This is a genomic window from Streptomyces sp. NPDC003248 (assembly GCF_055563235.1).
The window spans coordinates 501,131-515,022 of record NZ_JBVHDT010000002.1; the positions used below are offsets into that span (position 1 = coordinate 501,131).

General features: G+C 72.1%; 13 protein-coding genes and 1 pseudogene. 12 read left to right on the plus strand and 2 right to left on the minus strand.

The genetic code is table 11. The features are described from left to right. Nucleotides 1-171 precede the first annotated feature (171 nt). The 6 genes and pseudogenes from ACZ3KJ_RS07585 to ACZ3KJ_RS07610 all read left to right on the plus strand — a co-directional run bounded on the left by ACZ3KJ_RS07585 (nt 172) and on the right by ACZ3KJ_RS07610 (nt 5,570). Entirely contained in the window at nt 172-1,263 is a 1,092-nt protein-coding gene (locus ACZ3KJ_RS07585) for an alpha/beta fold hydrolase (protein ID WP_467525375.1), read from the plus strand. Nucleotides 1,264-1,330: 67 nt separating this feature from the next. Beyond that, nucleotides 1,331-1,525 (plus strand): hypothetical protein, encoded by a 195-nt coding sequence (locus ACZ3KJ_RS07590; protein ID WP_467525377.1) that lies wholly within the window; start codon nt 1,331-1,333, stop codon nt 1,523-1,525. 71 nt (nt 1,526-1,596) lie between these two features. Next, nucleotides 1,597-2,172 (plus strand): CGNR zinc finger domain-containing protein, encoded by a 576-nt coding sequence (locus tag ACZ3KJ_RS07595; RefSeq protein ID WP_467525379.1) that lies wholly within the window; start codon nt 1,597-1,599, stop codon nt 2,170-2,172. A gap of 3 nt (nt 2,173-2,175) precedes the next feature. Further along, nucleotides 2,176-2,295: pseudogene (locus ACZ3KJ_RS07600) on the plus strand (short-chain dehydrogenase); the annotation flags it as partial. 403 nt (nt 2,296-2,698) lie between these two features. Beyond that, nucleotides 2,699-3,457 carry a hypothetical protein gene (locus tag ACZ3KJ_RS07605; RefSeq protein ID WP_467525380.1) on the plus strand — a complete coding sequence of 253 codons (759 nt, stop codon included), beginning with the start codon at nt 2,699-2,701 and terminating at the stop codon, nt 3,455-3,457. Between the two features lie 58 nt (nt 3,458-3,515). After that, the gene (locus ACZ3KJ_RS07610) at nt 3,516-5,570 is read left to right on the plus strand and encodes a hypothetical protein (RefSeq protein WP_467525382.1); all 2,055 of its coding nucleotides are present in this window, start codon (nt 3,516-3,518) and stop codon (nt 5,568-5,570) included. Between the two features lie 111 nt (nt 5,571-5,681). Here the strand turns inward: ACZ3KJ_RS07610 and ACZ3KJ_RS07615 are convergent, their stop codons facing one another. Beyond that, complete coding sequence (locus ACZ3KJ_RS07615; RefSeq protein ID WP_467525384.1) at nt 5,682-6,596, minus strand: LysR family transcriptional regulator; 915 nt, start codon at nt 6,594-6,596, stop codon at nt 5,682-5,684. Between the two features lie 188 nt (nt 6,597-6,784). Between ACZ3KJ_RS07615 and ACZ3KJ_RS07620 the strand changes: the two genes are divergently transcribed. The 3 genes from ACZ3KJ_RS07620 to ACZ3KJ_RS07630 all read left to right on the plus strand — a co-directional run bounded on the left by ACZ3KJ_RS07620 (nt 6,785) and on the right by ACZ3KJ_RS07630 (nt 9,752). Then, nucleotides 6,785-8,239 carry an MFS transporter gene (locus tag ACZ3KJ_RS07620; RefSeq protein ID WP_467525386.1) on the plus strand — a complete coding sequence of 485 codons (1,455 nt, stop codon included), beginning with the start codon at nt 6,785-6,787 and terminating at the stop codon, nt 8,237-8,239. A gap of 206 nt (nt 8,240-8,445) precedes the next feature. Continuing rightward, nucleotides 8,446-9,432, plus strand: a complete 987-nt coding sequence (locus tag ACZ3KJ_RS07625; protein WP_467525388.1) for a Shedu immune nuclease family protein — start codon at nt 8,446-8,448, stop codon at nt 9,430-9,432. Then, the gene (locus tag ACZ3KJ_RS07630; RefSeq protein ID WP_467525390.1) at nt 9,429-9,752 is read left to right on the plus strand and encodes a hypothetical protein; all 324 of its coding nucleotides are present in this window, start codon (nt 9,429-9,431) and stop codon (nt 9,750-9,752) included. Before ACZ3KJ_RS07625 ends, ACZ3KJ_RS07630 begins: the two co-directional genes overlap by 4 nt. Nucleotides 9,753-10,332: 580 nt before the next feature. Here the strand turns inward: ACZ3KJ_RS07630 and ACZ3KJ_RS07635 are convergent. Then, nucleotides 10,333-11,232, minus strand: a complete 900-nt coding sequence (locus ACZ3KJ_RS07635) for a LysR family transcriptional regulator (protein WP_467525392.1) — start codon at nt 11,230-11,232, stop codon at nt 10,333-10,335. 213 nt (nt 11,233-11,445) lie between these two features. On the opposite strand from ACZ3KJ_RS07635, the gene ACZ3KJ_RS07640 reads away from it, so the two are divergent. The 3 genes from ACZ3KJ_RS07640 to ACZ3KJ_RS07650 all read left to right on the plus strand — a co-directional run bounded on the left by ACZ3KJ_RS07640 (nt 11,446) and on the right by ACZ3KJ_RS07650 (nt 13,887). Beyond that, complete coding sequence (locus ACZ3KJ_RS07640) at nt 11,446-12,276, plus strand: maleylpyruvate isomerase N-terminal domain-containing protein (protein ID WP_467525394.1); 831 nt, start codon at nt 11,446-11,448, stop codon at nt 12,274-12,276. A 49-nt stretch (nt 12,277-12,325) separates the two neighbouring features. Beyond that, entirely contained in the window at nt 12,326-13,093 is a 768-nt protein-coding gene (locus tag ACZ3KJ_RS07645) for an enoyl-CoA hydratase/isomerase family protein (protein WP_467525396.1), read from the plus strand. 83 nt (nt 13,094-13,176) lie between these two features. Further along, complete coding sequence (locus ACZ3KJ_RS07650) at nt 13,177-13,887, plus strand: SDR family oxidoreductase (RefSeq protein ID WP_467525398.1); 711 nt, start codon at nt 13,177-13,179, stop codon at nt 13,885-13,887. Nucleotides 13,888-13,892: the final 5 nt, after the last annotated feature.

The window sequence follows — 13,892 nt, forward strand, 5'->3', positions numbered from 1 at the left end:
AGGTGCGTGGGAGGGGAAGTCCGCGGAGGGGTGATGGTGGCGCAATTGTCGTCACCTGCTTGACCGGTGACGCGCGCGCGTGCAACGGTCAGTCATCGCACAAGCCGGTGCATCACGCCGGTACGTCACGCCGGCCCACGGGCCGGTCCACGGGGACCCGCGGAGGATTCGATGATCGACAGGCGTGGCTTCAACAAGGCACTGGGGCTGGGAACGGGAACGGCGGCCCTGTCGCTGACCGCCCCCGGGAGCGCGTCCGCCGCGTCGGCCGCCCCCAAGGCCGCCCCCAAGGCCGCCCCCAAGGCCGCCGCCACGGCGGTCCCCGCGGCCGTCCCCACGGTCACCCCCGGCGCGCACGCCGGCTTCCCGCGGCTGCGGCAGATCAGGGCCGGCCTGCTGGACGTCGGCTACGCCGAGCTGGGCCCCGCCCACGGTCCCGCGGTCATCTGCCTGCACGGCTGGCCGTACGACATCCACAGCTACGTCGACGTCGCCCCGCTGCTGGCCCAGGAGGGTTACCGGGTGATCGTCCCGTACCTGCGCGGCCACGGCACCACGCGCTTCCTCTCCGGCCGGACGTTCCGCAACGCCCAGCAGTCGGCCGTCGCCCTGGACGTCATCGCCCTGATGGACGCCCTGGAGATCGAGAGGGCCGTGCTGGCCGGCTTCGACTGGGGATCGCGCACGGCCGACATCGTTGCCGCGCTGTGGCCCGAACGCTGCAAGGCCCTGGTGTCCGTGAGCGGGTACCTCGTCACCGACCGCGAGGCCAACCTGGAGCCGATCGCGCCGCAGGCCGAGCACACCTGGTGGTACCAGTACTACTTCGCCACCGAGCGGGGGCGGCGCGCCCTGGAGGACAAGGGCCTGCGGCACGACCTGACCAGGTTCGTCTGGGACACCGTCTCGCCGACGTGGGACTTCGACGACGCCACGTTCGAGCGCACGGCGGCGGCCTTCGACAACCCCGACTATGCGGCGATCGTCCTCCACAACTACCGCTGGCGGCTCGGCCTGGCCGACGGGGAGCGCCGCTACGACGCACTGGAGAAGCGGCTCGCCACGCGGCCGGTCGTCGCGGTGCCCGCCATCACCCTCGACGCCGAGCGGGACCCCTTCACCGCCCCGGGCGACGGCGCCTCGTACCGGGACAGGTTCACGGGCGACTACGAGCACCGCACCCTGGCGGGCGTCGGCCACAACGTGCCCCAGGAGGCACCCGCGGCCTTCGCCCGGGCCGTGATCGACGTGGACCGTCTCTGACGCGCACGGTCACCGCTTCGACAGGTGACCATCTGTTCCGCCGCCGGAGACCGAACGGAGTGGGATCATGGAGAGCAAGAAGGCCATGGACGGTGCCGAGGCCGCGCGCCGAGCGCGGTTCGGCAAGCTGCCCGAGCGCATCCGCTACGACGAGATGGTCGAGGAGAGGGCGGCTACGCCGAACGATCCGGCGCGGTACGCCTACGACCCCGAGAGGTCGTGGACGTCCTTCTCCTGCCTCGCCGCCGACCTGGGTCTCTGACCGGGAAGGCGACGGTTGCCCGGCGTTGCCCGCCATTGCCCGGCGCACCCGTCACCTGTCAGAATGGTGACATGAACCTCGACCACGTCTTCGTCTGCGGCAACCCGGCGCTCGATTTCGCCGCCACGCTCCGGGCCCGTCGTACGGTGCGCTTCGAGATGTTCGCGACGCCGGACAGGCTGAACGCCTGGTACGTGGAGTCCGGCATCGTCGACGCGGTCTCCCCCGGCGGGGAGACCGACGTCGAGCAGGCGAAGACGGTACGGGAAGCCATCTACCGGCTGGTCACCGCCCGTCGGCTCGGGGAGGAGTACGACGGGGCGGCGCTGACCGTGGTCAACAACGCGGCACGCCGGACGCCCGCGGTGCCGCAGCTCACCCCGTCGGGGCGATGGACGCAGGCGACACCGCAGGAAGCCCTCTCCCTGGTGGCGCGCCACGCCGTCGAGCTGCTGAGCGGACCGGACGTGCCCCTGCTCAAGGAGTGCGGCAACCCCGAGTGCACCCGCACCTACATCGACCGTTCGCGCGGCATGCGCCGGCAGTGGTGCGGCATGGAGTCCTGCGGCAACAAGATCAAGGCGGCCGCGTACCGCGCCCGCAGGAAGACCACGCCCGCGCCGGCCCGGCCGACACCGGCCCGCTGACCCGGCCGAACACCGGCCGTCGCGCAGGCCGTGGTCCGGCTGGCCGGCGCCGAAGCGGCCTTCGTGCACGGAACCGTCGTGGACCTCGACGGCGGCAGGACGGGCGTCGCCGTCATCGCCGCGCAGCGCACGCCCTCGCACCGCACCGCACCGCACCGGACCGGACCGGACCGGACGACAAGCCGAGCGGCCTATGTCCCCGACCCGGGCCCCGGGGCCCGTGCCCCGTGCCCTGGGCGCGGAACGGGCGACGGGCACCGAAAGCCGTCCGGCACCGAAAGCCGTCCGGCACACGCGCCCGACGAGGCGCGCAGCACTTACGCTGCTGGCTCCAACCAGTCGTCCCGGTCCAGGAGTTCAGTTGTCCTCGGCACCCCCGCCCCAGCCCAACACCCCGAACCCGACGCCCGACCCGGGAAGAGGTCCCGTCCCGGGAACAGGCCCCGACCCGGGAACAGGTCCCGTCCCAGGAACAGGCCCAGACCCGGGAACCGGCCCCGTGCCGGACCCTCCGCGACCGTCCCGTGTGCGCAGGGCCCAGGCCTGGTTCAACGGTCTGAGCGAAGCCGGGAAGATAGGACTCATCGGTGCGGTCATCACCACCGTCGGAGGCGGCCTCTTCGGAGTGATCATCGCCCTCATCCCCGTACTGGCCGGTGGAACGGGCGGCGAGCCGGAACCCACGCCATCGGTCCTGCCCTCCGGCACGACGTCGTCGAGCGAGGCACCGGCGACTCCGACTCCCACGCCCCCGACTTCCCCGACCGAGGACACGCCCACCGTAACCGCGTCGCCGGCGCCGGCCTCGTACCAGCTCGTCTACGAGAACCAGCCCATGAGCCTGGGCATCTCGGACGGGCATCTCTCCACGATCGACTTCGACGCCCCCGAGGCCCGGAGCTACAGCTACGACGAGTGGGACGAGCTGACGGCGAACGCCCAGGAGACCGGCGCCACCCTGGCACCGGACCTCAGGTACCACGACTTCTACTACGGCTACCTCCAGCTCGGCGACGGCCGTAGCGCCGCCCGGCTGAGTGCCACGGAGGCACCGGCCACCGCCGAGGAATGCGCCCGCGCGGCCCGAACCGGCGGCTTCACCGAGACGCACATGACCGAGTGGAAGGTCCCGGCGAAGACCGTGTTCTGCGTCGTGACCGACAAGGGCGGCATCGTCCGCGCCGAGATCACCGGCTTCGTCGGAACCGACCACGCCGACAAGGAGGTCAACGACGCCCCCGAGCAGATCAAGCTCGCCGTCACGATGTGGGAGCCCGCGGGGTAGGGCGGGGCGGGCCGGTTGTCCGGAATCCGTTGTCAGACCCGTACGCCATGATCTGCCCATGGAGCGGTCGAGCGCGGTACGGGGGGACGGGATGACGTCGGGTGGGCTGCTGACGGCGCGGGCCGGGACGGTGGCGCTGGACGATCACCAGGTGGGGGCCGCGCTGGACGGGCTCGTGGACGGCTCGGGGTACTGGAGCGGCAAGGGGGCGCTGGCCGGTATCGAGCGGACGGGGCGCTATCTGGCCGGGACGTGGACGCCGACCGCGCCGGACGAGGGTCCGGGACGGGCCGGGGAAGGGTCCTGGACGCGGTTCATCGGACGTATCGGTGCCGTGGCGCTGCGTGCCGTCGTGGAGCCCACCCGCGACGAGCGGCGCCGGCGTCTGCTCGCGCTGCTGGAGATCTGGGCGGACAGCCCCTTCGCCGATCCGCGGGCCCGGATACGCACCGGTCTGGTGCGGGTGGCCGAGGGCGGCCCCGCGGCCGTCCGGGACGAGCGAGGGGCGGCCGTCGCGGTCGGCTGGGCCGCCGGCGGGCTGCGGAGGTTCGTCGACGTGCGGACGGGGGAGGCGGATCCGCCGAGCCTCGGGGCGATCGAGGAGGTGACCGACGTCCCGCGGGGCTGGGGCAGTGCCGACCAGGTGCGCCGGCTGGTGGACCTCGTCCGGGAGCGCGGACCGGTGCCGTGGGACCTCGACGCGGTGGGCGTGCTGAGGGACGGCACCGGGATGGGCCGGGCGGCGGCGTCCTTCGCGCTGGCGGGGGTGCTCGCCGGGGGCCGTGTCCCGCACCTCGACACCAGGGAGCGGGAGATCCACCGGCTCAAGGTGGCCGAGATCGAGGACGGCGTCCGCGAGCCCGGCCGGACGAGCTCGCTGGACCGCCTCGCGCTGGTCGCGGACGTGCTGCCCGAGGATCCCGCCGACCTGTGGGAGCCGCAGGGCATGCGCACGGTGGCGGAGCGGATCGCGCGGGCGTGGCGGGAGCGGCACGGCCGGCGGACCGTGGTCCCGGAGCGCACCTTCGGCGCGGTCGTCGAACTGCGTCCGTTCCTGCTCTCGGCGGGCCGCTTCTGCGCGGCGTTCACCGACCCCACGTCGATACGCGGTCTCCGCTCGAACCTCGACACCTGGATCCGCGACAGCGACTTCCACCCCTTCCCGACCGCCGGGGGCTGGGACCTCCAGGACTTCGAGGACACCCTGCGTACCGTCGTCCCGCACCTCTTCTGGGTCTACGCGGAGCTTCCCGCCGGCGACCCGGTCCGCGCCGGCGCGCCCGGCCTCGTACGGGCGCTGCGGGAGCGGTTGAACCACCCTGGCCTGCTGCTGGACGCCGGTGGTCTCAGCCGCGCGGTGGGGCGCGTGGTCGCCGATGTGCACGACCGGTTCGGCTCGCGCCCCTACGCCGGCCCGGAGCCGCTGGACGTCGCGAGCGTCGACGACGGGCTGACCGTGGTCGTGGAGGGCGCCGTCGACCGCAGGGGCGAGCGGTTCCAGCCCGCGCTGTACTTCCGCCCGGCGTTCTACGGCGACGACGAGCGCTCCCGGACGCTGCTGGCGGCCCGGGCGGACTCCCGCTACGCCCCGGAGATCGAACTGGTCGAGTGGCTGCGCGGCCCGGCCTGCGCGCGCATCGTCGAGCGGATCGAGGCCGCTTCGCCGCCCTCGGGGGCGTACGAGACGAATCCGGTGCACTCCGCGCCCGACCTGCTGGGACAGGCCGTCGGCAAGCTCGGCGTCGACGAGGACGCGGCAGCGCTCTACCTGCAACTGCTGACCCTGCGCGCGCCGAGCGACCGCAACGTCCGTCTCTGGAACGGCTGGAAGGCCGCCCGGCACCAGAAGGCCGCCGCCGTGCTGGTCGAGCGCGGCCTGGCCGTCCAGGACAAGCGCGCCCGCGCGGGCCGTCAGCTCTTCCTGCCGGGCGAATGGATTCCGGCCGGGACGCCCCACCAGCCCATGGAGGCGTGGAAGGCGGACCTGCTCGGGGTGGAACGCTCGTACAACGGCCGACTGGAGACCCCCCTTCCCCTCCCCACCCGCACCCTGCCCGAACTGTTCGCCCACGCGTGGAGCCTGGTCGAGAGCGGACGGGGGCCCTCGGCTTAAGGACGCCGACTCCGGCCGACGGCCTGCTCACTGGTGCGGGGCCGGGGGGCAGGATCGCGTCGTCGCCCCGACCCGTCCACGGCGCCGTGCCGATCAGGGGACGTCATGGAATCAGGCGGCGCGTCCCGGGGCGAGGGATCCGAAGACGGCACGCGCGGTGTCCAGGAACGCCGGCACACTCGGCCGCAGCTCGGCCCGGCGCAGCCAGGTCATCGTGACCTCCGTCCGTGACGCGCTGCCGGTGACCGGCACGGCGGCCACCTCCCCCCGGGCCGCGGGTCCCGCCGCGGCGATCTCGGGCAGCAGAGCGCAGCCCATCCCCGCCGCGGCGCACTGGCAGAGGGCCGCCATGCTCCCGACCTGCGCGTCGATGACCGGCGCATCGGGGCCAAGGGTGTCGATGAGGTGATCGAGCATCTCCCGGAAACCGCAGCCCTGCGGTGTGGCGAGGAACGACTCTCCCCGCAGATCGGCCCCCCTGACCTGGCTGTAGCCGGACAACCGGTGCCCCGGGGGCGTGACGACCATGAGCCGGTCGGTGGCGAGGCTCTCGCTGATCATCTGCCGGTCACCGGGGGCCTGGCCGAAGGTGAGCGCGACATCGATCTCGCCACGGCGGACCCCGTCGTAGAGCTCGCCCCGACCGCCTTCGCGCAGGGTGACCTGGACGCGGGGACAGCGCCGGCGGTACAGCGCCAGAACGGCGGGGAGCCGGTGGGCGCACAGGGTCTCCAGGCCACCGACGGTCAGCCGGCCCCCCGGCTCCTGCGCGTCGTCCTCGACGGCGGTCCGCGCCTCCTGGGCGAGCAGCAGCATCTGGTCGGCGTAGTCGACCAGGCGCTCGCCGGCCGGCGTGAGCGACAGCTTGCGGTTCGTCCGGTCGAACAGCTTGGCGCCGAGTTCCGTCTCCAGAGCCTGGATGTGCTCCGTGACACTGGACTGGGAGTAGCTGAGTTCGGCGGCGGCGCGAGTGAAGTTCAGCGTGCGCGCGACAGTCCTGAACGTCCGCAGGTGACGCAGCTCCACGGCTACTCCGCTCTTCTCATCGGTTCCGCCGATTGCCGTCATCGGAAGAGCCCGCTTCTCCAACCAGCCCCGCGCTGACAGGGTTTCAGGCATCGCCCCCTGCCCACAACCGGTCCCGGCGATATCTCGCGCTGCCGTAACGCGGCCTTTGCTCAGGAACATCCCCGTACCTCCTTGGGAGGACAGCCATGTCCAGCCAGTCAGCCGGCCCGACGAACGCCCCCCGCCCGTCCCCCGAAGCTCCGCCGGGCGGAGCCGGCACGGCTGCCCGTCGGCCGAACGGGCTGCTGCTGTTCGGGCTGTCCCTGGGCTACTTCATGGTGATGCTGGACACCACGGTGGTCACGGTCGCGCTTCCGGCCATCGGTGACGATCTGTCCGGCTCGCTCACCGGGCTGCAATGGGTGTCCAACGGCTACACGCTCACCTTCGCGGCCCTGCTCCTCAGCGCGGGCGCGCTCTCCGACCGGTACGGCGGACGCAAGGTCTTCCTCACCGGGCTGTGGCTGTTCGCCCTCTTCTCCGGCGCCTCCGCGGCGGCGGGCTCCATGGGGGCGCTGATCGCCCTTCGTGCCCTGCTGGGCGTGGCGGGTGCCCTGTTGCTGCCCACCTCGCTGGCGATCATCGCGCACGCGTACACCGAGCCGGCCGCTCGTGCCCGGGCGATGGGCGCCTGGGCCGCCATCAGCGGTACCGCGCTCGCCGCGGGGCCCCTGGTCGGTGGTGTCTTCACCGACACGCTGGGCTGGCAGGCCATCTTCCTGATCAACGTGCCGGTGGCCCTGATCAGCATCGCCATCACGATGAAGCACGCGCCGGTCGGTGCCCCCGAGCCCGCCCAGGGAGTCGACCTTCCGGGGCAGGTCACCGCCGTCCTGGCACTGGCCGGCCTGACCTGTGCGCTCATCGAGAGCGAGCCCGAGGGCTGGGGTTCGTTCCAGGTGCTCGGTGGTCTCGCCCTGTTCGTCGCAGCGGGCGCCGTGTTCGTGCTGGCCGAGCGCCGCCCGGAGACGGCGACCCACGCCCCGATGCTGCCGCTGGCCGTGTTCCGCAACCGGACGTTGTCGGCAGGGCTGTTCGCCGGCCTCCTGGTCAACTTCGGCCTGTCCGGGGTCCTCTTCGTCCTCTCCCTGTTCTTCCAGGAGGCCCACGGCTACTCGGCGTTCACCACGGGCCTCGTCTTCTTGCCGCTCACCCTGCCCACCGCCTTCAACCCGATCTTCACCGGACGGCTCGTGGGCAGGATCGGCGCCCGCAAGCCGGCCATAGCCGGTTTCCTGATGATGGGCATCGGGGTTCTGATCCAGTCCGCGTCGACCTCGGACACCACCCTCGGTCTCGTCGTGATGTGCGTCGGCCTGCTCGTCCTCGGCTTCGGGGTCTCCTTCGCCCTTCCCCCGCTGATGACCGCCATCGTCGGGTCGGTGCCGAAGGAACAGTCCGGTATCGCCTCGGGAGCCCTCAACTCCGCCCGTCAGACCGGGGCCGTGCTCGGTGTCGCCGTTCTGGGCGCGGTGATCGGCAGTGGGTCGTCGGTCGGTTCCGGCACCCGGATCGCGCTCGTGGTCGCGGGTGTGGTGCTCCTCGCCGGAGCGGGTGTGGTGACCGCGTACATCGGCCGCTCGGCACGGCGGAGCGCCTGAGCCGGTCAGAAGAACTCGGTGGGGCTCCGCCGGGTGATCAGGTAAGCCGCCCGAACCTTGTTCACCGCGTCGATCCGTGACACGGCGCCGAGCTTGCCGAAGATGTTCCGCAGATGCCGCTTCACCGTCGGCTCCGCGAGCCCGAGTGAAGCGGAGTGATCAGCGGAACCAGCGTGGTTGTCAGTGCCCGGCCCTAGTGTGCCCACGTGACGACCTTTCGATCCGGCTTCACGCTCTGGCGACTGGTGCAGACGGCACGGGAACTGACGCAGGATGCGCGCATCCGAGAGCGCGTCGACGCGGTGCTGTACATCATGGGCGGCCTCGGCGGCAGGTATGGCAAGGGCAAGCGCCTTGTGCGCGCCTTGGAGGACGTGGCCCAAGAGGCCATTCTCCGGGGCGACCTCGCACTTGCCCAGCGCTTTCAGCGCTTTGCCGCCTATGCCGGAGGCGAACTGTTCCTCGACATTCTCGAGAACTATTACGACGACGAAGCCCGACAGCGCAGCGAGGAATATATGCGCAGGATGGCCGCCCTGGGTGCGGACAGAGCGGTCGCCGCCCTGGACGTCCTGTGCCGCGACAAGCCCGGCGCAAGCGCCGCCGACGCCCGCGACCTCTTTCGCGGCATAGCCCGGTCCGTCGACTACTCGGGCCTCGGGGACGGCGAGGGCGGGATCAGGCTCTCCGCCAAGGAAGCGAGGCGACTCCAGGAATACGGGCACATGGAGATGGTCCTCCGCAACCTGCCCCGGCCCGCTTCCCCCGAGGCCGCCCGGATGATGAGCGACGTCCTGGCCGATGTCGATGTCGGCATGCTGGCCCAGTTGCTCGAACTGCTGGTCATACGACGCTCCGGCCACCTCATGCTGGGTGCCCCGGCGCACCGAGCGGTCTCCCAGGCGCAGAACTACCTCCGTGCCATGGACGAGAACCGCCCGAGCATCCTGGCCGAGCACGGAGTCGACACCCGCCGGGCGTCGGCGACGGTCGTGATCGGACACCCGCGGTACGTGACCGGGGACGTCACCTCCCAGGAGGTCACGGAGACGCTGCGCACCTACAACGCGCATCAGGCGCGCATAGAAGTGATCACCTACGAGACCCTGCTGGATTCCGCCTCCCGCATGCTGGCCCTGTCATCGGCACGGCAGGATGCGGACCCGGCCCCGGACGAGGAGCCCGTCGCATGACTGACACACCGCACGCGATCGAACCGTTCCTGGCACGCTTGTGCGGCGGTGAGATCACCGACAAGGACTACGTCGGATACTTCATGAACGAGTGTGGAGAGGAACTCGTGTTTGCCCAGCGTCGGGGCGAGAAGACCGCCCGGCTCTGGCACAGCGACGCGGACTGGGAGATGCACCACGTCGGTGACCACTCCATCCGGCTCGACGGCCCGCTGGACGGGATGATCACCGTTGCCAACCTGATCATCAACCGCGAGGAGGCGACATGGCTGTCCTCCTGCCTCGCCGCTTCCCGCCGTCTACGGCAGGGACGGACCTGACCATCACCTCCTGTGCTGAGGCTTCAACGGACCGGCCTGGCCCAGGGGAGGTGGCCAGGCCCTTGCACATTGCTGAGCCCTGCTCTGCCCAGAATGTGCTCCGCCCCGCCGTCCGTGACGTGGCCGCCCGCGTCCGACGTGGTCGTCGTCCGCACGTACGGCATCGCAGGTGACGTCGGCAAGCTCGGTCACGGCTGCGCACACCGCGTGGGGACGTCAGCGGCGTAGATGCAGGCGCCATGAGGCCGATTCCGCGGCAGGCAGGAGGCCGCTCGGGTACTCCCTGGCGACCTTCCGCTCTGATGCAGGCTCCTTCGCGGTCAAGTGCCCGCCTCTGTAAAAGATTTCGACAGCTGGTGGCTGTCGACCTGGGGCTTCAAGAAGAGCGGCTGACGAGAATCGAACTCGCGCTCTCGGCTTGGGAAGCGACGGCGCTTCGATAGCCAGAGCGCTTGTGGCCTGCGCTAATACCTTTGTGCGCGGCGCTCGGGGACGCGGGATCGCACCTTGGTCGACCGTGACTGCCCGTCCGTACGGGCACGCTATGGACCCGGGCTGCCTGGGGCCTGCCCGACCCGCGTCAGGAGGCGGGTGGCTGTTCCAGGGCGGCGACGAGGTGGCCCAGGTCGCGGCGGTGGGAGCCGGCGGGCCAGACCGCCCAGGTGCGGCGGACGAGGGGGTGGCCCACCAGCGGGGACCAGGTGACGGTGTCCGGGAGGGGCTGTGACCAGTGCGGCGGCGCCAGGGTGAAGGCGCGACCGGTGCCGACCGCGGCGAGTTTCACCTCGGCGATCAGCTCCTGCCCGGCGGGCGGTTCGGGCCCCACGTCGATGCCGTGCCCCCGCAGGGTCGCGGTGAGCGCGTCGTACCAGGCGGGACTGCCCGAGCGGGAGAAGCCGATCCAGTCCAGCCCGGTGAGCGCGTCCAGGCGGATGCCGTCGGGTCCGGCGAGCCGCGCGGCGAGGTCGGTGGCGAGCAGGACACCGAGGTGCTCCTCGACGACCAGCATGGCGTCCAGGTCCTCCCCGGCGGGGCGCTCACGCAGCAGACCGAGGTCGAGCGTGGACTCGCGCAGCGCGGCGAGCTGCGCGGTGGTGGACAGGTGCAGGGCCTGGACGCGGGTCGCCGGGTAGGCGTCGCCCAGCTCGGCCAGGGCCCGGGAGAGCAGGTCGGCGGGGAGTTCCAGCGGGATGCCGATGCGCAGCACGCCGCCGCCGGACACGGTGTGGGCGGCCATCGCGGCGAGCGCGCGTTCGTGCCGGGCCAGTACGGCGCGTGCCTCGGTCAGCAGGGTGAGTCCTGCCTCGGTGGGCCGTACGCCGGTGCTGCTGCGCACCAGCAACTGCACGCCGAACTCCCGTTCCAGTCCGCTCACGGTCTGGGACAGCGCGGGCTGGCTGATGTGCAGCCTGCGCGCTCCGGCGGACAGCCCGCCCTCCTCGACGACCGCGACGAAGGCGCGCATCTCCCTCAGGTCCATGTCCGCGTCTCCTCCGTTCTCCTGGACGCATCGCATCACGGCCGTCGTGACCTGCGCCATTCGCGGTCCGCGCACGGCGATAGGCGTCGCTTATGGCGGCCCTCGGAGGGCCGTCTGGCGAGGGACTGCCGTTCGCGACGCGGACGAGGTTGGCTGAAGAGGCGCCGGCGACCACCGCGACCGCCTCCCGCACCGGACCTCCAGGAGCCCCGCATGCCCTCCCCCACCGTCACCACCGCCGCCGCGCCCACCGCCGTCGCGTCAACCGGTCTCACGCCCTGGCTGGAGGCGCTGCACTCCAGCTCCGCCCGGCTCGCCGCGCTGGCCGGCGGGCTGTCGGAGGCGGACCTGTCCCGGCCGTCCTTCGCGGACGGCTGGAGCGTCGCACAGGTGCTGTCCCACCTCGGCAGCGCCGCGGAGATCAGCGCCGGACTGCTGGAGCACGGACTGGCCGGCGACACCGCCGGGCCGCGACGGGAGGACCTGGCACCGGTGTGGGAACGCTGGGACGCGCTGTCCGCACCGGCCCAGCGCGAGGCGTGGGCCAGGGCCGACGCCCACCACCTCGCGCTGCTGGACGCGCTTGACGAGCGGGCGCGGGCCGAGGTGCGGGTGCCGTACTTCGCCGGACTGCTGGACGTCACGACGTACGCCGGTTACCGCCTGTCGGAGCAGTCGGTGCACGCCTGGGACATCGAGGCCGCCCTGGACCCGGCAGCGGTGATCCCGACCGCCGAGGTACGCCTCCTCTGGAACCGCCTGGACCTGGTGGCCACCCGGTTCCGCGACGCCGGGACCCTCCGGCGACTGGCGCCGCGCCAACTGTCCGTACGCCTGACCGACCCCGACCGGAGTCTGCTGCTGGACCTGGGCGGCGAGCTCCACCTCTACCCCTGCGAACCGGCCGACCCGGCCGCCACGCTGACCGGCCCGGCGGAGGCCGCCCTGCGCCTGGTCTACGGCCGTGGCCGCCCCGCCGACGACGTCACCGTGACCGGCGCCCTGACCCTGGCCGACCTGCACGCCCTCTTCCCGGGCTTCTGACCACCCCCCGCACGACCGACTCCCCAGCGAGAACAGGACGAGAACGACCATGTCGCACACCACCTCCCCCGCCTACTTCACCGCCTTCGAGAACATCGCCATGACACGCACCGAGTCAGGCGTCCTCACCGTCCGTTTCCACACCGAGGACGGACCGGCCACCTTCACCGGTCGGCTGCACACGGACTTTCCCCGCGCCCTGTACGAGATCGGCGAGGACCGCGACAACAAGGTGCTGATCCTCACCGGCACCGGCGACCGCTTCATGACCGACATCGACGGTGCGAGCCTCGGCGACATCACCAAGCCCGCCCAGTGGGACCGCACGATCGCCGAGGGCCGCCGGGTCATGCAGCGCCTGGCCGACCTGGAGATGCCGATCGTCGCGGCCGTCAACGGACCGGCGAGCGTGCACAGCGAGTACGCGCTGCTCGCCGACATCGTCGTCGCCGCCGACACCACGGTCTTCTCCGACTTCCCCCACCTGACCTTCGGCATCGTGCCCGGCGACGGCATCCACATCGTGTGGGAGGAGGTCCTCGGCCTCAACCGGGCCCGCTACCTCACCCTCACCCAGGGTTCCTTCACCGCGGAGGAGGCCGAACGCTGGGGCGCTGTCGCCGAGGTCCACCCGCTGGACAAGGTGCTGCCCCGCGCAGCGGAACTCGCCGAGACCCTCGCCGCCAAGCCGCAACTCCTCACCCGCTACCTGGCGGTGACCCTGCGCCAGCGCGTGAGCCGCCGCATGGCCGAGGGCGTCCAGGTCGGCATGGCCCTGGAGGGCCTGACCGCGGCAGACCTCGCGTACCAGGGCTGATCCCCGCCACGCTCCCCACGAGGGGGCGCGCCCGACAGCAAGGGTGCGCCCCCCTGCCCCTGATACGACTCGGAGAACGACTCATGGTCCCCAGACGCGTTCTGATCACCGGAGCGTCCCAAGGCATCGGACGCGCGGTGGCCGAACGGCTCGCGGCGACCGGCCACCGGCCCGTCGGCATCGCTCGGTCCCGCCCCGACCGATTCCCCGGCGAGTTCCGCACGGCGGACCTCGCCGACCGGGCCGCCACCGGTCGCGTCCTGGCCGACCTCCTCGCCGAGGGCCCGGTCGACGCGGTCGTCAACAACGTCGGCCTCGTCCGCCCGGCGGCACTGGCCGACGTACACCTGGACGATCTCGCGGCCGTGTACGACCTCACCGTACGGACCGCCGTCCAGCTCGCCCAGGCCGTCCTGCCCGGCATGACGGAACGCCGCTGGGGCCGAATCGTCAACGTCTCCAGCCTGGTCACGGTCGGCCTGCCCGACCGCACGGCCTACGGCGCGGCAAAGGCGGCGCTCGACTTCTGCACCCGCGCCTGGGCCCGGGAACTCGCCGTCACGGGCATCACGGTGAACTCCGTCGCCCCCGGCCCCACCGAGACCGGTCTCTTCCGCGCGAACAACCCACCGGGCTCCCCCGCCGAGGCCCGCTATCTGTCCGCCATCCCGGCCGGCCGCCCGGCCCGCCCCTCCGAACCGGCCGCGGCGATCGCCTTCCTCCTCTCCGAGGAGGCGTCCTTCATCACGGGGCAGATCCTCCGGGTGGACGGCGGGGCGGGGGCCGGCGCCTAAGACGG